Annotated in this window: 21 protein-coding genes; 14 read left to right on the top strand and 7 right to left on the bottom strand. The window is 71.1% G+C overall.

Annotation, left to right across the window (positions count from 1 at the left end):
* The first annotated feature begins 223 nt into the window (after positions 1-223).
* The 5 genes from ABZU52_RS22855 (at position 224) to ABZU52_RS22835 (ending at position 8,348) form a co-directional block, all read left to right on the top strand.
* Complete coding sequence (locus tag ABZU52_RS22855; protein ID WP_354973019.1) at positions 224-3,991, top strand: multifunctional oxoglutarate decarboxylase/oxoglutarate dehydrogenase thiamine pyrophosphate-binding subunit/dihydrolipoyllysine-residue succinyltransferase subunit; 3,768 nt, start codon at positions 224-226, stop codon at positions 3,989-3,991.
* 123 nt (positions 3,992-4,114) lie between these two features.
* Positions 4,115-4,294, top strand: coding sequence for a DUF6104 family protein (locus tag ABZU52_RS22850; RefSeq protein ID WP_354973030.1), 180 nt, complete (start codon positions 4,115-4,117; stop codon positions 4,292-4,294).
* A gap of 106 nt (positions 4,295-4,400) precedes the next feature.
* Positions 4,401-5,096 (top strand): DUF998 domain-containing protein, encoded by a 696-nt coding sequence (locus ABZU52_RS22845; protein ID WP_354973018.1) that lies wholly within the window; start codon positions 4,401-4,403, stop codon positions 5,094-5,096.
* A 70-nt stretch (positions 5,097-5,166) separates the two neighbouring features.
* Positions 5,167-7,236: a phosphate acetyltransferase gene (pta, locus tag ABZU52_RS22840; RefSeq protein WP_354973017.1), complete on the top strand. Its 2,070-nt coding sequence runs from the start codon at positions 5,167-5,169 to the stop codon at positions 7,234-7,236.
* Positions 7,233-8,348, top strand: a complete 1,116-nt coding sequence (locus ABZU52_RS22835; RefSeq protein WP_354973016.1) for an acetate kinase — start codon at positions 7,233-7,235, stop codon at positions 8,346-8,348. The genes pta and ABZU52_RS22835 overlap by 4 nt, the downstream gene beginning before the upstream one ends.
* 116 nt (positions 8,349-8,464) lie before the next feature.
* Here ABZU52_RS22835 and ABZU52_RS22830 read toward each other — a convergent pair whose 3' ends face one another.
* Positions 8,465-8,638 carry a hypothetical protein gene (locus tag ABZU52_RS22830; protein WP_354973015.1) on the bottom strand — a complete coding sequence of 58 codons (174 nt, stop codon included), beginning with the start codon at positions 8,636-8,638 and terminating at the stop codon, positions 8,465-8,467.
* 156 nt (positions 8,639-8,794) lie between these two features.
* Between ABZU52_RS22830 and ABZU52_RS22825 the strand changes: the two genes are divergently transcribed.
* Positions 8,795-9,691 carry an alpha/beta hydrolase gene (locus ABZU52_RS22825; protein ID WP_354973014.1) on the top strand — a complete coding sequence of 299 codons (897 nt, stop codon included), beginning with the start codon at positions 8,795-8,797 and terminating at the stop codon, positions 9,689-9,691.
* Positions 9,692-9,719: 28 nt separating this feature from the next.
* Positions 9,720-10,265, top strand: a complete 546-nt coding sequence (locus ABZU52_RS22820) for an aminoglycoside adenylyltransferase (protein WP_354973013.1) — start codon at positions 9,720-9,722, stop codon at positions 10,263-10,265.
* On the opposite strand, the gene ABZU52_RS22815 is transcribed toward ABZU52_RS22820, so the two are convergent.
* Positions 10,147-10,608 (bottom strand): MerR family transcriptional regulator, encoded by a 462-nt coding sequence (locus ABZU52_RS22815; RefSeq protein WP_354973012.1) that lies wholly within the window; start codon positions 10,606-10,608, stop codon positions 10,147-10,149. The two genes, ABZU52_RS22820 and ABZU52_RS22815, sit on opposite strands and share 119 nt — an antisense overlap.
* Positions 10,609-10,697: 89 nt before the next feature.
* Here ABZU52_RS22815 and ABZU52_RS22810 point away from each other — a divergent pair, with 89 nt between their 5' ends.
* Together ABZU52_RS22810 and ABZU52_RS22805 are read left to right on the top strand one after the other, a co-directional pair.
* Positions 10,698-11,747, top strand: a complete 1,050-nt coding sequence (locus ABZU52_RS22810; RefSeq protein ID WP_354973011.1) for an aldo/keto reductase — start codon at positions 10,698-10,700, stop codon at positions 11,745-11,747.
* 90 nt (positions 11,748-11,837) lie between these two features.
* A complete protein-coding gene (locus ABZU52_RS22805) occupies positions 11,838-12,806 on the top strand; it encodes a chlorophyllase (RefSeq protein WP_354973010.1) in 969 nt (322 codons plus the stop codon).
* 129 nt (positions 12,807-12,935) lie between these two features.
* Here ABZU52_RS22805 and ABZU52_RS22800 read toward each other — a convergent pair whose 3' ends face one another.
* The 3 genes from ABZU52_RS22800 to ABZU52_RS22790 form a co-directional block, all read right to left on the bottom strand.
* Positions 12,936-13,898 (bottom strand): zinc-binding dehydrogenase, encoded by a 963-nt coding sequence (locus ABZU52_RS22800; RefSeq protein WP_354973009.1) that lies wholly within the window; start codon positions 13,896-13,898, stop codon positions 12,936-12,938.
* A gap of 137 nt (positions 13,899-14,035) precedes the next feature.
* Positions 14,036-15,214: an NADP-dependent malic enzyme gene (locus ABZU52_RS22795; protein ID WP_354973008.1), complete on the bottom strand. Its 1,179-nt coding sequence runs from the start codon at positions 15,212-15,214 to the stop codon at positions 14,036-14,038.
* Between the two features lie 145 nt (positions 15,215-15,359).
* Positions 15,360-15,710, bottom strand: coding sequence for a S24/S26 family peptidase (locus ABZU52_RS22790; RefSeq protein ID WP_354973007.1), 351 nt, complete (start codon positions 15,708-15,710; stop codon positions 15,360-15,362).
* An 83-nt stretch (positions 15,711-15,793) separates the two neighbouring features.
* Here ABZU52_RS22790 and sodN point away from each other — a divergent pair, with 83 nt between their 5' ends.
* The 3 genes from sodN (at position 15,794) to ABZU52_RS22775 (ending at position 17,213) form a co-directional block, all read left to right on the top strand.
* Positions 15,794-16,198: a superoxide dismutase, Ni gene (gene sodN, locus ABZU52_RS22785; RefSeq protein WP_354973006.1), complete on the top strand. Its 405-nt coding sequence runs from the start codon at positions 15,794-15,796 to the stop codon at positions 16,196-16,198.
* Positions 16,199-16,260: 62 nt separating this feature from the next.
* A complete protein-coding gene (locus ABZU52_RS22780) occupies positions 16,261-16,773 on the top strand; it encodes a GNAT family N-acetyltransferase (protein WP_354973029.1) in 513 nt (170 codons plus the stop codon).
* A gap of 32 nt (positions 16,774-16,805) precedes the next feature.
* A complete protein-coding gene (locus tag ABZU52_RS22775; protein WP_030336681.1) occupies positions 16,806-17,213 on the top strand; it encodes an ATP-binding protein in 408 nt (135 codons plus the stop codon).
* Between the two features lie 22 nt (positions 17,214-17,235).
* Here the strand turns inward: ABZU52_RS22775 and ABZU52_RS22770 are convergent, their stop codons facing one another.
* Positions 17,236-17,625 (bottom strand): hypothetical protein, encoded by a 390-nt coding sequence (locus tag ABZU52_RS22770; RefSeq protein WP_354973005.1) that lies wholly within the window; start codon positions 17,623-17,625, stop codon positions 17,236-17,238.
* A 43-nt stretch (positions 17,626-17,668) separates the two neighbouring features.
* On the opposite strand from ABZU52_RS22770, the gene ABZU52_RS22765 reads away from it, so the two are divergent.
* Complete coding sequence (locus ABZU52_RS22765; protein WP_354973004.1) at positions 17,669-18,619, top strand: diacylglycerol kinase family protein; 951 nt, start codon at positions 17,669-17,671, stop codon at positions 18,617-18,619.
* Positions 18,620-19,066: 447 nt separating this feature from the next.
* Positions 19,067-19,324 (top strand): WhiB family transcriptional regulator, encoded by a 258-nt coding sequence (locus ABZU52_RS22760; protein ID WP_130404257.1) that lies wholly within the window; start codon positions 19,067-19,069, stop codon positions 19,322-19,324.
* 85 nt (positions 19,325-19,409) lie between these two features.
* Here the strand turns inward: ABZU52_RS22760 and ABZU52_RS22755 are convergent.
* On the bottom strand, positions 19,410-19,763 hold a 354-nt coding region (locus ABZU52_RS22755; protein WP_354973003.1), incomplete at its 5' end, for a CbiX/SirB N-terminal domain-containing protein.

Genomic DNA, 19,763 nt, shown 5'->3' with positions numbered 1-19,763 from the left:
GCGTCACCGTCGGCGACCGGCCGGGTGTTATCAGTTCGACACGGTGCACGCAGGCGTTGCTGAACTTCTGGCATCTTCTGTGAAACCGGCCACGGGACCGAGGCGGAAATGCCTGCGGGATCGGTACGGCGTAGCCTGGGAGCCGTCCAGTCGTGCTTTTAATCGGGCGCGACGGACCCACCGCGTGCCACACAAACCCGCGTGAAAGAGGCGATTACCGGCCGTGTCGACCCAGCAGACTTCGCAGGAGAACCCACTGGCGGGTTTCGGCCCGAATGAGTGGATCGTCGAGGAGATGTACCAGCGCTACCTCGCCGACCCATCGAGCGTCGATTCGGCCTGGCACGACTTCTTCGCCGACTACCGACCGGCACCGGGCGCTGGCACCCCGCGCGCGGCCGAGTCCACGGACAAGCCGGCCGCCGCTCCCGAGCCGGACGGCCAGCCGGAGGCAGCCGCCACGGTCAGCCAGCCGAGCGCCCCGGCCAAGCCGGCCGCCGCGACCAAGTCGTCGGCCGGCCAGCCGTCGGCCGCGCAGTCGGCGCCGGCCAAGCCCGCCCCGGCAGCGACCAAGGCCGCCCCGCAGAAGGCCGCCCCGGCCAAGCCGGCCGCCAAGACCGCCGCGCCGAGCGCCGACGGCCCGCAGACCACGCCGTTGCGGGGCGTCGCCGCGAAGATCGTCCAGAACATGGACGCCTCGCTGAGCGTGCCCACCGCGACCAGCGTGCGCGCGGTCCCGGCCAAGCTGCTGGTGGACAACCGCATCGTGATCAACAACCACCTCGCCCGTGGGCGGGGCGGCAAGGTCAGCTTCACCCACCTGGTCGGCTACGCGATGGTGCGCGCGCTGGTCCAGCACCCGGAGATGAACAACTCCTTCGCCGAGGCCAACGGCAAGCCGGCGGTGGTCCGCCCGGCACACGTCAACCTCGGCATCGCGATCGACCTGGCCAAGCCGGACGGCAGCCGCAACCTGGTGGTCCCCTCCATCAAGGGCTGCGAGCAGATGGACTTCCGGCAGTTCTGGCAGGCGTACGAGGACGTGGTCCGACGGGCGCGGCGCAACGAGCTGACCATGGAGGACTACTCCGGCACCACGATCTCGCTGACCAACCCGGGCGGCATCGGCACCGTGCACTCGATGCCGCGGCTGATGCAGGGGCAGAGCGCGATCATCGGCGTCGGCGCAATGGAGTACCCGGCCCCCTACCAGGGGATGTCCGAGACCACCCTGGCCGAGCTGGCGGTCAGCAAGATCATCACGCTGACCAGCACGTACGACCACCGGATCATCCAGGGCGCGCAGTCCGGTGAGTTCCTCAAGGCGATGCACGAGCTGATCCTGGGCGAGCACGGCTTCTACGACCAGATCTTCACCGCGCTGCGCATTCCGTACGAGCCGGTGCGCTGGGTGCGCGACGTGGCCGTCAACTCCGAGGGTCAGATCAACAAGACCGCCCGGGTGCACGAACTGATCCACGCGTACCGCGTGCGCGGTCACCTGATGGCCGACACCGACCCGCTGGAATTCACCATCCGCAAGCACCCCGACCTGGACGTCCTCCAGCACGGGCTGACCCTGTGGGACCTGGACCGGGAGTTCCCGGTCAACGGCTTCGCCGGCCGCCAGCGGATGAAGCTGCGCGAGATCCTCGGCGTGCTGCGCGACTCGTACTGCCGGCGCGTCGGCATCGAGTACATGCACATCCAGGACCCGGAGGAGCGGCGCTGGATCCAGGAGCGGATCGAGCGCAAGTACGAGAAGCCGTCCCCCGACGAGCAGAAGCACGTGCTCAACCGGCTCAACGCCGCCGAGGCGTTCGAGACCTTCCTGCAGACCAAGTACGTCGGCCAGAAGCGCTTCTCGCTGGAGGGCGGCGAGTCGCTGATCCCGCTGCTGGGCGAGGTGCTGGAGTCGTCCGCCGAGAACGGGCTGGACGAGGTCGTCATCGGCATGGCCCACCGGGGCCGGCTCAACGTGCTGGCCAACATCGTCGGCAAGCCGTACGAGAAGATCTTCTCGGAGTTCGAGGGCCACCTGGACCCGCGTTCGACGCAGGGCTCCGGCGACGTGAAGTACCACCTGGGCCAGAACGGCAAGTTCACCACTCCGGACGGCGAACACGCGGTCAAGGTGTCGGTGGTGGCCAACCCGTCGCACCTGGAGGCCGTCGACCCGGTGCTGGAGGGCATCGTCCGGGCCAAGCAGGACCGGATCGACCTCAAGCTGGAGGGCTACACCGTGCTGCCGCTGGCGGTGCACGGTGACGCCGCCTTCGCCGGGCAGGGCGTGGTCGCCGAGACGCTCAACCTGTCCCAGCTGCGCGGCTACCGCACCGGCGGCACCGTGCACGTGGTGGTCAACAACCAGGTCGGCTTCACCACCGCCCCGGAGTACAGCCGGTCCAGCCTCTACAGCACCGACGTGGCCCGGATGATCCAGGCGCCGATCTTCCACGTGAACGGCGACGACCCGGAGGCCGTGGTCCGCGTGGCCCGGCTGGCATTCGAGTACCGGCAGACGTTCAACAAGGACGTCGTGATCGACATGGTCTGCTACCGCCGGCGCGGGCACAACGAGGGCGACGACCCGTCGATGTCCAACCCGCAGATGTACAAGATCATCGACTCGAAGCGCTCGGTCCGCAAGCTCTACACCGAGGAGCTGATCGGTCGCGGTGACATCACCGTGGAGGACGCGGAGGAGCTGCTGCGCGACTACCAGGCGCAGCTGGAGAAGGTCTTCAAGGCCACCCGGGACGCCGCCGCCGCACCGCGCCAGCTCAACCGGCCGCGCCGCGAGGAGGAGCCGGAGCCGCAGGTCGACACCGCCACCGACGCGTCAGTGGTCAAGGCCATCGGCGAGGCGCACATCAACCTGCCGGAGGGCTTCACCCCGCACAAGCGAATCCAGCAGCTGCTGGACCGGCGGGCCAAGATGTCCGTCGAGGGCAACATCGACTGGGGCTTCGGCGAGATCATCGCGCTCGGGGCGCTGCTGCACGACGGGGTCACCGTCCGGCTCGCCGGGCAGGATTCGCGTCGCGGCACGTTCGTCCAGCGGCACGCCTCGGTGGTCGACTCCCGCACCGGCGACGACTACCTGCCGCTGAAGTCGCTCACCGGCGACGGCGACCGCTCCCGGTTCTTCGTGCACGACTCGCTGCTCAGCGAGTACGCCGCGATGGGCTTCGAGTACGGCTACTCGGTGGAGAACATCAACGCCCTGGTCGCCTGGGAGGCCCAGTTCGGCGACTTCGTCAACGGCGCCCAGTCGGTGATCGACGAGTTCATCTCGTCCGGTGAGGTGAAGTGGGGCCAGCGCTCCGCCATCACCCTGCTGCTGCCGCACGGGCACGAGGGCCAGGGCCCGGACCACACCTCCGGCCGACCGGAGCGGTTCCTGCAGATGTGCGCCGAGGACAACATGCGGGTGTCCATCCCGACGACCCCGGCGAACTACTTCCACCTGCTGCGCCGCCAGGCCCTGTCGCCCAAGCGCAAGCCGCTGGTGGTGTTCACGCCGAAGTCGCTGCTGCGGCACAAGCTCTGCGTGTCCCCGGTGGAGGACTTCACCACCGGCACCTTCCAGCCGGTGCTGCGCGACACGGCCGCCCCGGCACCGGAGGCGGTGAAGCGGGTGCTGCTCTGCTCCGGCAAGGTCTACTACGACCTGTTCCAGGCCCGGCAGGAGCGCGGCGTCACCGACACCGCGATCATCCGGATCGAGCAGCTGTACCCGCTGCCGGTCGAGGAGATCCGGGCCGCCCTGGCGCAGTTCCCGAACGCGGAGGACTTCGCCTGGGTGCAGGAGGAGCCGGCCAACCAGGGCGCCTGGTCGTTCGTCGCGCTCAACCTGCTGGAGCACCTCACGGACGTTCGGCTGCGGCGGATCTCCCGCCCGGCCGCGGCCGCCCCGGCGGTCGGCTCGGCCAAGACCCACGAGGTCGAGCAGAAGGCGCTGATCGAGGCGGCTCTCCCCCGCCCGTGACCTGATCGCACCGCGCGAGCCGGGGCAGGGCCGTTTCCCGACGGTCCCTGCCCCGGCTCGCGTCGGTCCATCCCGACCCACCCGCCCGGTCCGCGCCGGGACACGAGCATGAGGACGTACGCGATGTACTTCACCGACCGTGGCATCGAGGAGCTGGTCGAGCGCCGGGGCGACGAGCAGGTGACCCTGGAGTGGCTGGGCGAGCGCCTGCGCGACTTCGTCGACCTCAACCCCGAGTTCGAAACTCCGATCGAACGCCTGGCCACCTACCTGGCCCGCCTGGACGATCCAGAGGACGAATAACGCTGAGTATTTGACTCGTCTCCATCAGCGATGTGCACTGGTGGTGGGGTGTTCGCGGGCCTGGTGGACCCGCACCGGACGCCGCACCGGAGCCAGGAGACGGACCATGAACCACAAGCCCGGCAATCCGCCGCAGGACACCGCGACCGTACGCCACCTGCGCCTCGGTATCGGCTCGGTCGGGCTGGCCCTGCCCGCCGCGCTGGTGGTCGGCCACATGGTCGCCGGCCGTCGCGTCGTCGTCCTTGGTTCGCTCAGCGCCTACTACCACACCGAGATGCGCAACATCTTCGTCGGCGCACTGTGCGCGATCGGGGTGTTCCTGATCGCCTACCGCTACCGCCGGCCGGACGACCTGTTGGGCACTATCGCCGGGACGCTCGCGATCCTGGTGGCCCTGTTTCCGGTACACGGGCCGACCGGAGGCGACAGCCGGCTGGTCGGTCTGGTGCACCAGGTCTCCGCCGGGGCGCTGTTCCTCCTGCTCGCCGTCTTCTGCCTGTTCCTGTTCACCCGACCCGACCGCGCCGGCGTACCGCCTGGCCGCGCCGCCAACCGCTGCTACCGCGCCTGCGGCCTGCTCATCCTGGCGGCGATCGCGGGCGCGCTGGCGAGCGGGTCGCTACCCGCCGACGTCCGCCACTCGCTCCACCCGCTGCTGTGGTGCGAGACCGTCGCCGTGGTCGCCTTCGGCACAGCCTGGGTCGTCAAGAGCGACGCGATCTTCCGGATGGCCGAACTGCCGGACGGGCCACCGTCCGCCGAGACGATCGGGCCGACGTCCGCGACAGCCGCGTCCTGAGCGACGGGGGCCAGACGGCCCGGGCGGAAGGACCCCGGCGGCGGTCACCACGATCTTGTAGCGTGAGGCCGTGGCGCGCAGCGTGTATCTGACCAGCGTGGGGTTGGGTGGAGGCAAGTCGACAATCGCCCTCGGGCTCGCCGAGCTGCTGTCGCGACAGGTGGGGCGGATCGGCGTGTTCCGGCCGCTGGTCGCCGACACCGTTCCGGACCCGATTCTCGCCCTGCTCAGCGAGCGGTACCGGGTGGAGCTGCCGCTCGCCGACCTGGCCGGCGCGACGTACGCCCAAGCCGCCACGCTGGTCGCCGACGGCCGCCGGGAGGAGCTGATCTCCGTCATCGTCGAGCGCTACCGGGCGGTGGAGCGGCAGTGCCCGGCGGTGGTCGTGGTGGGCAGCGACTTCGACGACCCGGGCGACCCGGCCCGCCCCCGTGAACTGGCCTTCAACGCCCGGCTGGCCACCGAGTTCGGCAGCGTGGTGGTGCCGGTGGTGGACGGCTTCGGGCAGGAGCCGGCGGCGGTCGCGTCGGCCGTGCGGGGGGCGTACCACGATCTGGCCGACCTCGGCGCGACAGTGCTCGCGGTGATCGCCAACCGGGTGGCCGAGCCGATGACGCTGCCCGACCTGCCGGTGCCCGCGTACGCCATCCCGGAGGTGCCGAGCGTGTCGGCGCCGACGGTGGCCGAGGTGGCTGCGGCGCTCGGCGCCACCCTGCTGGCCGGGGACGACGCCGCGCTCGGTCGCGACGTGCTGGACTTCGTGGTCGGCGCGGCGCATGTGCCGACGCTGCTGGGCCACCTCACCGAGGGCGCTCTCGTGATCACCCCGGGGGACCGGGCCGACCTGCTCGTCGCCGCGAGCGCCGCGCACGTGGCCGGGCAGGTGTCGGTGGCCGGGCTGGTGCTCACCCTCGGCGAGCAGCCCGACCCCCGGGTCATGCGGCTGGTGGAGGGGCTGAACACCGGGCTGGCGGTGCTTTCGGTACGCAGCGACAGCTACGACACGGTGGCCGCCTCCAGTCGCATCGAGGGCCGGCCCAGCGCCGCCAATCCCCGCAAGGTGGAGGCCGCGCTCGGCGCGTTCGAGCGCTGTGTGGACACCGACGACCTGGCCCGTCGGCTGCGGGTCAGCCGGTCGACGCGGGTCACCCCGTTGATGTTCGAGAACGAACTGATCGACAGGGCCCGCTCGAAGCCCCGGCACCTGGTGCTGCCGGAGGGCACCGACGAGCGGATCCTGCGCGCGGCAGAGATCCTGCAGCGCCGTGGAGTGGCCGAGCTGACCCTGCTCGGCCGGCCTGACGACATCGCCCGGCGCACCCGGGAGCTGGGCATCGACCTCGGCGACGCGCACCTGGTCGACCCGGGCACCAGCGGGTGGCGCGACGACTTCGCCGCCGAGTACGCCCGGCTGCGCGCCCACCGGGGCGTCACCGCCGAGTTGGCGTACGACATCGTGGCGCAGCCCAACTACTTCGGGACCCTGATGGTGGCCACCGGCCGAGCCGACGGCATGGTCTCCGGCGCGACGCACACCACCGCCGCGACCATCCGGCCGGCGTTCGAGATCATCCGTACGCTGCCGGACGTCTCGGTGGCCTCCAGCGTCTTCTTCATGCTGCTCGCCGACCGGGTGCTGGTCTACGGCGATTGCGCGGTCAACCGCGACCCGGACGCGGCCCAGCTCGCCGACATCGCGATCTCGTCGGCCGACACCGCCGCCCGGTTCGGCATCGAACCCCGGGTGGCCATGCTGTCGTACTCCACCGGCAGCTCCGGTGCCGGCGCGGACGTGGAGAAGGTCGCCGCGGCCACCGCGCTGGTGCGGGAGCGCCGGCCCGACCTGCTGGTCGAGGGGCCCATCCAGTACGACGCGGCGATCGACCCGGCGGTGGCGGCGACGAAGCTGCCGGGCAGCCCGGTCGCCGGCCACGCCACGGTCTTCATCTTTCCGGACCTGAACACCGGCAACAACACGTACAAGGCGGTGCAGCGTTCCGCCGGGGCGGTCGCCGTCGGCCCGGTCATGCAGGGACTGCGCCGACCGGTCAACGACCTGTCCCGGGGCGCGGGAGTGCCGGACATCGTCAACACGGTGGCGATCACCGCCATCCAGGCGGCCACCGAGGAGGCGTCGTGAGTCAGGTGCTGGTGCTCAACTGCGGGTCGTCGTCGGTGAAGTGGCGCCGCTACGACGGTGACCGGGTACTCGACCGCGGCACCGTCGAGCGGATCGGTGAGCCCGGCGGCGGCCCGAAGGACCACACCGAGGCGGTTCAGCAGATCCTGGCCGGGCTGGACCTGACCGGGCTGGCCGCGGTCGGGCACCGGGTGGTGCACGGCGGCCGGAAGTTCAGTGCGCCGGTGCTGATCGACGACGCGGTGCTGACCGCGATCCGGGACCTTGTGCCGCTCGCCCCGCTGCACAACCCGGCCAATCTGGCCGGCATCGAGGTGGCCCGCGCGGCGCTGCCGGACGTCCCGCAGGTCGCCGTCTTCGACACCGCGTTCCACCACACCCTGCCGGAGGCCGGCGCGACGTACGCGATCGACCGGGACACCGCCGAGCGGTACGGCATCCGCCGGTACGGCTTCCACGGCACCTCACACGCGTACGTGTCCCGCCGCACGGCCGAGCTGCTGGGCCGCCCGTACGAGCAGGTCAACACGATCACCCTGCACCTGGGCAACGGGGCCAGCGCCTGCGCGGTGGAGAACGGTCGCAGCGTCGCCACCTCGATGGGCATGTCCCCGTTGGAGGGGCTGGTGATGGGCACTCGCAGCGGTGACGTGGACCCGACAGTGATCTTCCACCTGCGCCGCGAGGGTGGGATGTCGGTGGACGACATCGACAACCTGCTCAACCAGCGCAGCGGTCTGCTCGGCCTAACCGGCGTGAACGACATGCGCGAGGTGCTCGAACGCCGGGCGGCCGGTGACCGGGCGGCGGCGCTGGCCTTCGACGTGTACTGCCGGCGCATCACCGGCTACGTCGGGGCGTACTACGCGCTGCTCGGCCGGGTCGACGCGATCGCCTTCACCGCCGGGGTGGGCGAGCACGCCGCGCCGGTACGGGCCGCTGCGCTGGCCGGCCTGGGCCGGCTCGGCATCACAGTGGACGACGCCCGCAACGACGGCGAGGGCGACCGGTTGATCTCGCCCGATGGCGCCGAGGTGAGCGTCTGCGTCATCCACACCGACGAGGAGCGGGAAATCGCCCGGCAGACCACTGACGTGATCGGGGCGGCCTGACGCCACCGAGGCGCGCACCCCCGGGAGGCCCGAGGGTGCGCGCGAAATGGTAAGTCCCGATCAACCGATCGCCAACCAGGCGACTCGGTCAGCCAGTCGCCAACCAGGCGACTCGGTCAGCCAGTCGCCAACCAGGCGACGAGTGCCACCAGCACGACGACGACCACTGCCGCACCGATGATGAGCGGCAGGCGGGACGGGGCCTCCGTCGGCGCCGCAGCGTCCGGCGTCTGGTTGAAGGCGCGGAACGCCTCCGTGTTGCCGCTGGGGTCCGTGTAGTTCTCAGGCATGTCGGTGACCATAGCGAAGCTGGTCACGCCGCACCGTCCCCGGCCCACGGCGTCCCAGAGGTGGACCCGGCCGGCGGGGGGACCCGACCGGGTGGCGGGCGCACCCGAACCGGACGGCGGGGCCGCTACGCCCACCCGGCCACCTACCGTGGAACGATGGGGGCGGGCCGGCTGATGGCCGTACTGGTGACAGTGCTGCTGGCAGGTTGTGCGCCAGCTACCGCCGTGGCCGGCGAGGCCGCCGGGCCGGTGTCGGCGCGTCGGGCGCCCGAGGGGTCGTACGCCGTCGGCGTGCGTACGCTCACCCTCGATCCGCGCTCGGCGCGTCCGCTGCCGGTGACGATCTGGTACCCGACGTCGACCGATCAGGTGGCGGCCGGGCGGTTCCCGGTGGTGATCTACAGCCACGGCCTGGGTAGCCGGCCCGAGCTGCACGCCGGCCTGACCACCCGCTGGGCGGCGGCCGGTTTCGTGGTGGCCGCACCCGCCTACCCGCACACCCGACAGGGTGCCGCGCACTTCACCCGAGCCGACGTACGCCACCAGCCGGCCGACGCCTGGCGACTGATCCGATATCTGAGCGGCCTCGACCGGAGTCGCGTCGACCCTCTCTCCGGGCACCTCGACCTCACCTCGGTCGCCGCCGCCGGGCACTCGGCGGGCGGCTTCACCACCTGCGGCATGTTCAGCGAGGGCCACCCGGCCCGGCTGCGCGCCGGGATCGTGATCGCCGGCGGCGGGTTGCCGGGCAGCTTCGCCGGGCCGGCCGCGCCGATGCTCTTCGTGCACGGCACCGCCGACCCGGTGGTGCCGGTGACTGTCGGCCGGGCCGCGTACGCGCGTACCCCCGGGCCGGCCGTGTTCCTCAGCCTGCTCGGCCAGGACCACGGCGCGTACCTCACGCCGGGCCACCCGGCTTTCGCCCCGGTCCTCGCCACCACCACCGACTTCCTGCGCTGGACCCTCTACGGCGACCGGGCCGCCGGTGCCCGCCTCCCCGCCGACGCCCGCACCCCCACCCTGACCCGTTACGAGTCCCGCCCGGCCCACTGACCCGGGCCCACCCCGGTACGGTCGTCCGGTGGACGAGCTTGCGCGCCGGCAGTTGGCGAGCATCGCCGAGGTGATCGCGGTGGCCGGGGCGGGTGGCATCCCGGTGTGGCTGCGCGGCGGCTGGGCGATGGACTTCCAGCTCGGCACGGTGACCCGCCCGCACCTCGACGTCGACTGGTACTGCTGGCGTGACGACGCGGGCCGGCTGGCCGACCTGCTGGTGGCCGGGGGCTGGCTTCCCGACCCGGGAATGCCGGTGGAGTCGCAGCTCGACCTGTTCGCCGCCGACGTGGAGGTCAGCTTCGCGTACCTGGGTCGGGACGCCGCCGGCCGGCCGACGGTCGGCTCCGGGGCCTGGGCCGGCACCCCGCTGCCGGCGGGGATGCTGGACGCCCCACCCGGCCGGATCGGTCCGCTCACCGCGCCGACCATCTCGGTGGCGGCCCAGATCGAGTTCAAACAGATGTACCCGGTGTGGATGCCGGATCGTCCCCGCCGCGCGAAGGACTTCGACGACCTGGCCCAGCTGCGCGCCCATCCTGGTCGAGCAGATCTTCGTACACCGCGACCTTGAAGGTGATCAGGTCCAGGCACTGGGTGAGCCTGCCGATCTGGTCAGTGACCCGCCCGTGGTGCTCGCGCAGGAGCGCGAGTCGTTCCTCCTCGTTGCCGGCACCCTCGCGGACGAGTTCGGCGTACCGGCGGAGCGCGGGCAGCGGCATGCCGGAGGCGCGAAGGATGATGCAGACGGTCAGCCAGTCCACGTCGTCCTGGCTGTAGCTCCGCCGCCCACCAGGCCCACGGCGGATGGGGCTGACGAAGAGGCCCTCCTGCTCGTAGAAGCGGAGGGTGTGCACGCTCAAGCCGGTGCGTTCGGCGACCTGCCCGATGCTCAGACTCACGGCGTCCGCTGCCATGCCGAGCAGCGTAACGAGGGTTGACCTCGAGTCGACTCGAGCTCCTAGGGTGCCTCGTGATCGCTACTGAGTCACCGAGGAGCATTGACATGCGTTACCGCACGCTCGGCGGCACCGGCATCGAGGTCAGTACCCACTGCCTCGGAACCATGATGTTCGGTGCCGTCGGCAACCCCGACCACGACGACTGCGTCCGCATCATCCACACCGCCCTCGACCAGGGCATCAACATCATCGACACCGCTGACATGTACGGCCGGGGCGAGTCCGAGGAGATCGTGGGCAAGGCGCTGCGGGGCCGCCGGGACGACGTCGTGCTCGCCACCAAGGTGCACTTTCCGATGGGCGAGGGACCCAACCAGGGCGGCAACTCGCGGCGGTGGATCCTCAAGGCCGTCGAGGGGAGCCTCCGGCGGTTGAACACCGACTGGATCGACCTCTACCAGATCCACCGGCCCGACCCCTCGACCGACATCGAGGAGACGCTCTCGGTGCTCACCGACCTCGTACGCGCGGGAAAGATCCGCGCTTTTGGCTGCTCGACCTTCCCGGCCGAGGAGATCGTCGAGGCGCATCAGGTGTCCGAGCGTCGCAATCTCGGGCGCCTGCGGACCGAACAGCCGCCGTACTCGATCCTGGCCCGCGGCGTCGAGGCCTCCACCCTGCCGGTCTGCCAGCGCTACGGCATGGGAGTGCTGGTCTGGAGCCCGCTCGCGTTCGGGTTCCTCAGCGGTAGGTACCGCAAGGACCAGCCCATCGACCTGTCCACCGGGCGTGCCGTGCTCCGGCCGGCGCAGTTCGACCCCGCGATCGCCGAGAACGCCGCCAAGCTCACTATCGTCGAGCAGCTCGTGGACCTGGCGGCGAGCATCGGCTGCACGCTCCCGCAGCTCGCCATCGCCTTCACCGTGGCCCACCCGGCGGTCACCTCGGCGATCATCGGACCGCGAACCATGCCACAGCTGGAGGATCTGCTCAAGGGTGCCGCGCTCACCCTGGACGACGCGGTCCTCGACCGGATCGACGAGATCGTTCCGCCCGGTACGAACCGGTACAACCCCAACGCCGCCTTTCCGCCGCGCGCACTGACCGACACCGCACGACGGCGTCGCCCGCTCACCGACCGTGCCGCGGCCTGAGTGCGTTTGCCGCACGAGTTGGGTGAGCGGGCGGGCACACCGCGCCGAAGTCCGCCGGGCAGGTCTGTCGGGCAAGGCACAATCGGATTCATGTCGCGTCGTCTCACTCCCGCACTGATGGCCAGCGCCGTGCTCCTGGCCGGTCTGGTCGGCTGCTCAGCGGACGCCGGCCCGAGCCAGAGCGGGCAGGCGCCGCCGGCCGAGCCGAAGACCGCTGCCACGCCGACACCGCAGGTCCCGGCCGGAAAGGCCCCGGAACGCGCCTTCGCAGTCGGCGTACGCCAGCTGAAGCTGAACCGGGACGGCCGCGCGCTGCCGACGACGCTCTGGTACCCGGCGGCCGGGCAGTCCGGCGGCGCGGCCAAGCGGTCGGCGACGGCGGCGGAGGGCCGGTTCCCGGTGGTGATGTTCAGTCACGGCCTGGGTGGGCGGCCGGACGACTACGCCACGCTGCTGACCCGCTGGGCGGCGGCGGGTTTCGTGGTGGCCGCGCCGACCTTCCCGCACACCTCCCGGGGCGCTGACAACAACGTCCTCGACGTGCTCAACCAGCCCGCCGACGTGTCGTACGCGTTGGATCAGGTGCTGGCGTTGGACGGCAAGGCCGGCGACGCGTTGCGTGGCCGGTTGGACGGCGAGCGGGTGGCCGCGGCCGGGCACTCGGCGGGCGGGGTGACCACCATCGGCCTCTTCACCGCCAGTCGGGACGAACGGCTGGACTCGGGTGTGGTGTTCGCCGGCACGGCGCTCGGCGTGGGCACCGCGTTCGCCGGCGCGGCCGCACCGCAGCTGTTCGTGCACGGCGAGTTGGACGAGGTGGTCGAGTACGCGGCGGGCAAGGCCGCGTACGACAAGGTGCCCTGGCCGAAGGCGATGCTGAGCCTGCCCAAGGGCGACCACGGGCGGGCGCTGCTCAGCGACGGGGCGACCCTGCGGGTCGTCTCGGACACCTCGGTCGAGTTCCTGCGCTGGTCGCTCTACGGCGACGCGGACGCCAAGAAGCGCATCTCCACCGACGCGACACGCGGCGACATCGCCACCTTCGACGACCATCTCTGAGGTCCCCCGGTCGACCAACCGAAGATCCGCGCAACATCGGGGATGTTGCTGCCTCCCGGCGTGCCGAGGCAGCAGTTTCCCCGATGTTGCGCGGATCTTGACGCGAACGCCCGCAGCGGGCGCCGGGCGTCAGGCGGTGTGGTCGATGACGATCTTGCCGAAGGCGTCACCGGAGTGCAGGCGGGCGAAGGCGTCCTCGACCCGGCTGAACGGGACGACGCTGTCCACCACCGGGCGGACCTCGTTCTCGGCGCAGAACGCCAGCAACTCGTACAGCTCGCCCGGGGTGCCCATCGACGTGCCCAGGATCTCCAACTGCATCGCGAAGACCCGGCGCAGGTTGACCGACGGCTGGTGCCCGGCGGTCGCGCCGGAGACCACGATCCGGGCCATCGGCGCGGCCGACTTCAGCGAGTGGTCGAAGGTGGCCGCGCCGACCGTCTCGATCACCACATCCACCCGTTCCGGCAGCCGGGCACCGGGCTCGAAGGCGGTGGCGCCGAGGGCCGAGATCCGGTCCCGCTTGGCGGCGTCGCGGCTGGTCGCGTACACCCGCTTGCCCATCGCGACGGCGAGCGCGACGGCCGCGGTGGCCACGCCCCCGCCCGCGCCCTGGACCAGCACGCTGTCGGCGTCCGCGACGCGGCCCTTGGTGGTCAGCATCCGCCAGGCGGTCAGCCAGGCCGTGGGCAGGCACGCCGCGTCGGTCGCCGCCATGCCGTCGGGCAACGGGATCAGGTTCGACCGGGGTACGGCCACCCGCTCGGCGAGCGTCCCGGGGAAGTGCTCGGAGAGGATGGAAACCCCGCGTGGGTCACCGGGAGTGACGACCACCGGGTACACGACCACCGGATTCCCCTGCGGGTCCAGCCCGACGGCGTCGCAGCCGAGGATCATCGGCAGTTGGGCATCGGTGAGACCCACCCCGCGCAACGACCAGAGGTCGTGGTGGTTGAGCGAGGTGGCCCGCAACTGCACGGTCACCCAGTCGTCGGCCGGAGGGGTCGGCTCGGGCCGCTCGCCGACGGTGAGCGCGGCGAGCGGGTCGGCGTCGTCGAAACGGGAGGCAAAGGCAGCACGCATGATCGGCACGGTAACAAGCTGAGCGCTCGTTAAGAAGGTGCCTGACACACAGGCCGGCGGCGCGTGCTGTTCCGGAGCGCCCCGGCCCACGCGGACGCGCAAGCCGGCGGCGCGTGCTGCGGCGGAACGCCCCCGGCCTGTGCGATCTAGCGGCGGGCGACGCCGTCGCGGCGGGCGGCTTCGGCGACCGCCTCGGCCACGGCCGGTGCGACCCGCGGGTCGAGCGGGGACGGCACGATGGCGTCGGCGGTCAGGGATTCCGCCACCACACCGGCGATGGCGTCCGCGGCGGCGACCTTCATCGCCTCGGTGATCCGGGTGGCGCCAGCGTCCAGGGCGCCGCGGAACACCCCGGGAAAGGCCAGCACGTTGTTGATCTGGTTGGGGTAGTCGCTGCGCCCGGTGGCGACGACCGCGACGTGCCGGGCCGCCACCTCGGGGTGCACCTCGGGGGTGGGGTTCGCCAACGCGAACACGATTCCGCCCGGCGCCATCCCGGCCACCGCCGCCTCCGGGATCTGCCCGCCGGAGACCCCGACCAGCACGTCCGCGTCGCGCAGCGCCTCGGTGATGTCGCCGTGCCGGCCGTCGGCGTTGGTGCTCGCCGCCAGCTCGGCCTTGGTGCCGGTCAGCTCGGTGCGGTGCCGGCCGATGATCCCCTTGGAGTCACAGACCACCACCTGGTCGGGGTTGACGCCCCCGGCGATCAGCATCTTCGTCACGGCCACGCCGGCCGCGCCCGCGCCGCTCACCGTCACCCGCAGGTCACCGAGCTTGCGGTCGAGCAACAGCGCGGCGTTACGCAGCGCGGCGAGCACCACGATCGCCGTGCCGTGCTGGTCGTCGTGGAAGACCGGGATGTCCAGCGCCTCGTCGAGCCGACGCTCGACCTCGAAGCAGCGCGGCGCGCTGATGTCCTCCAGATTGATCCCACCGAACGAGGGGGCCAGCGCCCGCACCACCGCGACGATCTCGTCCACGTCCTGGGTGTCCAGGCAGACCGGCACCGCGTCCACCCCGGCGAACTGCTTGAACAGCACCGCCTTGCCCTCCATCACCGGCAGCGCGGCTCGGGGGCCGATGTTGCCCAGCCCGAGCACCGCCGAGCCGTCGGTGACCACCGCGACCGTGTGCGACACCCAGGTGTAGTCGTCCACCAGGGCGGGGTCGGCGGCGATCGCCTCACACACCCGGGCCACCCCCGGGGTGTACGCCAGGGAAAGGTCCTCCCGGCTGGTGAGCGGCACCGTCGAGGTGACGGCCATCTTGCCGCCCCGGTGCAGTTGGAAGACGGGATCAGCGGGGTCCACGGTGGACGAAGACATGGTGGTGACTCCAGGATCTGTCGAGCAGATGTGAGGCGGCCGGCCACGCCGCGAGGTGGGCGGCGAGCGGTGGCACGCGGTGCGGGGGGTCACCCGGGCACTTTCCGAGCATAGTGTCGACACCACCCCTCGGATGTGAGCAGGGTCATAACTGACGACGAGGAACCCGTCCGGGGCGCGGCCAGTAGCGGGCCACCACCCGTCCACGTACGTCGGCCACCCCGTACGCCCGGGAGTCATCGGTGATCAGGTCGTTGTCGCCACGCAGCCACCAGCCGCCGTCCTGCGGCCGGACCGCACGCTTGACGACCAGCAGCTCCGGCCGGGTCCGGAAGACCGCGACCACCACGTCGCCGGCTCGGATCGGGCGGCCACCGGGGCGAACCAGCACCGCGTCGCCGTGCCGCAGCGTCGGGGCCATGGACGGGCCGGTCACCAGAACCGCGGTCAGCGGCCTCCGCAACCGGGGCACCTCAGCCGGGTGATCGGTGGCCACTGGTTTCACCTCCACCCGGTTCGGGGAGCATCCCAGGAGTAATGTCGCCTTTGATCATCGCAAACTTCCCATGGAGGATCCCGATGCGACTTCCGCGCATCCTTGCGCCCCGCGTCACCGCGAGCGCTCACTGCGACCTACCGTGCGGTGTCTACGACCCGGCGCAGGCCCGGATCGAGGCCGAGTCGGTCAAAATGATCTGCGAGAAGTACCAGTCGAACACCGACCCGGAGTTCCGCACCCGCGCCGTCATCATCAAGGAGCAGCGCGCCGAGCTGGTCAAGCACCACCTCTGGGTGCTCTGGACCGACTACTTCAAGCCGCCGCACTTCGAGAAGTACCCGAACCTGCACAACCTGTTCAACGAGGCCACCAAGCTCGCCGGCGCCAGTGGCGTCAAGGGCAGCCTCGACCCGGCCACCGCCGACAAGCTGCTCGCGAAGATCGACGAGATCTCGAAGATCTTCTGGGAGACCAAGAAGGCGTGACCTTCCCGGTCATCCCGACGATCCGGCCGGCACGTCCCGAGGACGTGCCGGCCGTCGTCGCCATGGTGCACGAGCTGGCCGAGTACGAACGTGCCCCGGAGCAGTGCCACCTCACCGCCGAGCAGCTGACCTCGACCCTCTTCCCGACTGCTCCTCCAGGTCGCGGCGTGGCGTCAGACGCGCCGAGCTGGAGCGGTCGTACGACCGCTCCGGCGCTCTTCGGGCACGTCGCGGTGGACGAGCACGACCAGCCGGTCGGCTTCGCGCTGTGGTTCCTCAACTTCTCCACCTGGGCCGGCGTGCACGGCATCTACCTGGAGGACCTCTACGTCCGGCCGGCCGCCCGGGGCACCGGAGCCGGTCGACTGCTGCTCGCCACCCTGGCCGACATCTGCGTACGACGCGGCTACCAACGGCTGGAGTGGTGGATGATCGACTGGAATCCGGCCGCCGGCTTCTACGCCTCGATCGGCGCCGAGCAGATGAGCGAGTGGGTTCCCTACCGGCTCAGCGGCGACGCGCTCCGCGAGCTGGCCGACCGTGCCACCACCGCCGGCACGCGTACCGACGACTGACCGGGTAGAGTCCCCGACCGGGGGGATGAGGCGTGACTCAACTGACTGGCCAGCCAGCGACCGACGATGACGTGGTGCACCTCACGGTGCCTGCCGACGGCGGTTATCTCGGCGTGCTTCGCACCGCCACCGCCGGTCTCGCGGCCCGGTTGCAGTTCGCGCTCGACGAGATCGAGGATCTGCGGATCGCTGTCGACGAGGCGTGCGCCATGCTGCTCGCCATCGCCACCCGCGACGCCGAGTTGGAGTGCCGCTTCGCGGTCACCGAGGACGCGCTGACCGTCGAGGTGACAGTGCCGACCGTGCGCGGTGCCACCCTGCCCGCCGAGTCGTCCTTCGCCTGGAAGGTGCTCACCGCGCTGACCACCTCGGCGTCCGCGACGTCCGCCGACGGTCGGGCCACGATCGCGCTGCTCACCCGCCGCTCCGGCGGCTACTGACCGACCCGACCCGCCGTCGCGGTCACTCGAAGCCGAGGGCCCGGGTCGTCGGAGGGCAGACCAGCAGCCAGCCCACGCCCAGGCCGAGGGCCATCACCGGTACGCCCAGCCAGCCCAGCCCAGCCTGGATCATGAACCACCCGATCGGCAGCAGCATCAGCTGAAGCACGATCGCGGGGGCGCGTGCGCCCGCCTGACGGCGCAGCAGCGCGCGGCCCAGCGCCGAGAGCACGACGGCCGCCCCGATCGCGAAACCGGTCACCAGCAACGCCGCCAGCAGGTCGGAGCGGGTGGCCGTGAGGTCGGCCCAGACCAGCCAGACGGCGATCAGCCCGACGACGGCCGCCTCCGCCCAGAGCAGCCGGACCGCCCAGCGGAGCGTGACGGGGATCGGGGCCGAGTCGATGGTCACGCGCGCCACGATACCCGGGCTACCGGGAGGTACAGTGCCGCCCATGCGGGCCGTCCTGGTGGTCAATCCAAAGGCCACCACCACCAGCGAACGCAGCCGGGACGTGCTCGTCCGGGCGCTGCGCAGTGAAGTCGATCTCAGTGTGCGCTACACCCGTCGGCGCGGGCACGCCATGGCGCTGGCCCGGGAGGCAGCCGCGGAGGGGGTCGACCTGGTCGTCACCCTCGGTGGCGACGGCACGGTGAACGAGGTGGTGAACGGCCTGATGACGGCCGAACCGCCGACTGGTGCCGGCGATGCGTCGTTGGCCGAGCGGCTGCCCGCGCTGGCGACCGTCCCCGGTGGCTCGACCAACGTGTTCGCCCGCGCGGTGGGTCTGCCCCGGGAGTGGCCGGAGGCGACCAGCATGATCCTGGAAGGGCTGCGGCTGGGCCGCAGCCGGACGGTGGGGCTGGGCCGCGCCGACGACCGCTACTTCACCTTCTGCGCCGGGTTCGGCCTGGACGCCGCGGTGATCCACCGGGTGGAGCAGGCCCGGCGGAAGGGACGGGTGTCCACGCCGTCGCTCTACCTGCGTTCGATCATGAACCAGTACTTCTTCGCCTCGGACCGGCGGCACCCGGCGATCGTCCTGGAGCGGCCGGGCGAGCCGGCGGAGGCCGAGCTGGCCACCGTCATCATCCAGAACACGGCGCCCTGGACGTACCTGGGCGACCGGGAGGTCAACCCGAACCCGGCGGCGTCGTTCGATCTCGGGCTGGATGTGCTGGCGTTGCGTCAGCTCCGGGTGGCTAGCACAACACGGACAGTGACGCAGTTCCTGTCCCGGCAACCGAATCCGCACGGTCGGCAGGTGTTACGGCTCCATGACACAGCGGAGTTCACGCTGGTCTCCAGCCGCCCGCAGGCGTTCCAGCTGGACGGGGACTATCTCGGCGAGCGGGAGAAAGTCAGATTCACCTCCGTTCCCGCCGCACTGAGAGTAATCTGCTAGGTCTCGGGTACTGCCCTTGGTCGACACGGTGGCCACAACCGCTCGACCTGGTCGCCGCCACACCGAGGGGCAGGCGCCGGAAATGTCAGCAATGTCACGCGGACTGTACTATATTGATCCTCGGCTGTGGCACGGCGGGTAACCAGGAAAGCACTGGAACCCGGACATATGGGTTGTGGGCTTGCTCACCGCCCGGAGTTTTTCCGAGCGTCACCCTTGACATCACGACTGTTCGTGAAAGTATTCACAAGCGAACTTGAGTTACCGGGACATTGCTTGGATACGCTCGTCAGGTTGAGCTGTTCCAGCAGGTCCCCGGCGCTAACCGCCTGCTCACGCACTGCCGAATAGACGAACGCTAACTGTCACCTCGGCATTGCTGATGCATATAGGAAAAGCACGACAAGCAATATTTGCCACCCATCCAGAATGAGGAGTGTTGCCGCCATGGACTGGCGTCACCATGCTGTCTGCCGCGACGAGGACCCGGAGCTGTTCTTCCCGATTGGGACGTCCGGACCGGCTCTCCTGCAGGTCGAGCAGGCCAAGGCCGTCTGCCGGCGCTGCTCCGTGACCGACCAGTGCCTGCAGTGGGCACTCGAGTCTGGTCAGGACGCCGGCGTCTGGGGCGGAATGAGCGAGGAGGAGCGGCGCGCTGTCAAGCGGCGCGGCGGTCTCCGGGTGCTGCGCGCTCACACCGCCTGATCCCCAACGACACGCTGTACGCCCCGGTGGGTTCGCCCACCGGGGCGTTCCGCTGTCCGGCACCGGATCACCGCACCGGCGCGGGTCACCCCGTCGACGCCAGCACCGGCCGGTCGTCGACCCGCCGCAGCACCAACTCGACCAACTCCGGTGCGTCGGTCAGCGGCGCGGCGACCGCCACCGCGCCCGCCGCCCGGGCTGCCTCGGCCACCGCGTCGTGAAACAGCCCCGGCGCCAGGAAGTACGCGGACACCGCGACCCGGCGCGCGCCGGACGCCCGTAGCCGGGACACCGCCACGCCGGCCGCCGGTGGAGCCGCGGACGCGTACGCCACCCGGCAGGGCACCCCGAACTCCGCCCCGAGCGCACCGGCGACCCGGCCCACCGAGCGGCGCGCCCGCGCGTCCCGGGTGCCCGCCGCGGCCAGCACCAACGCGTC

The organism is Micromonospora sp. NPDC005220 (genome assembly GCF_040607895.1).
Taxonomy (GTDB): domain Bacteria; phylum Actinomycetota; class Actinomycetes; order Mycobacteriales; family Micromonosporaceae; genus Micromonospora.
Note: the sequence above shows the minus strand (reverse complement) of the source record. Positions and strands in the feature narration are given on the sequence as shown.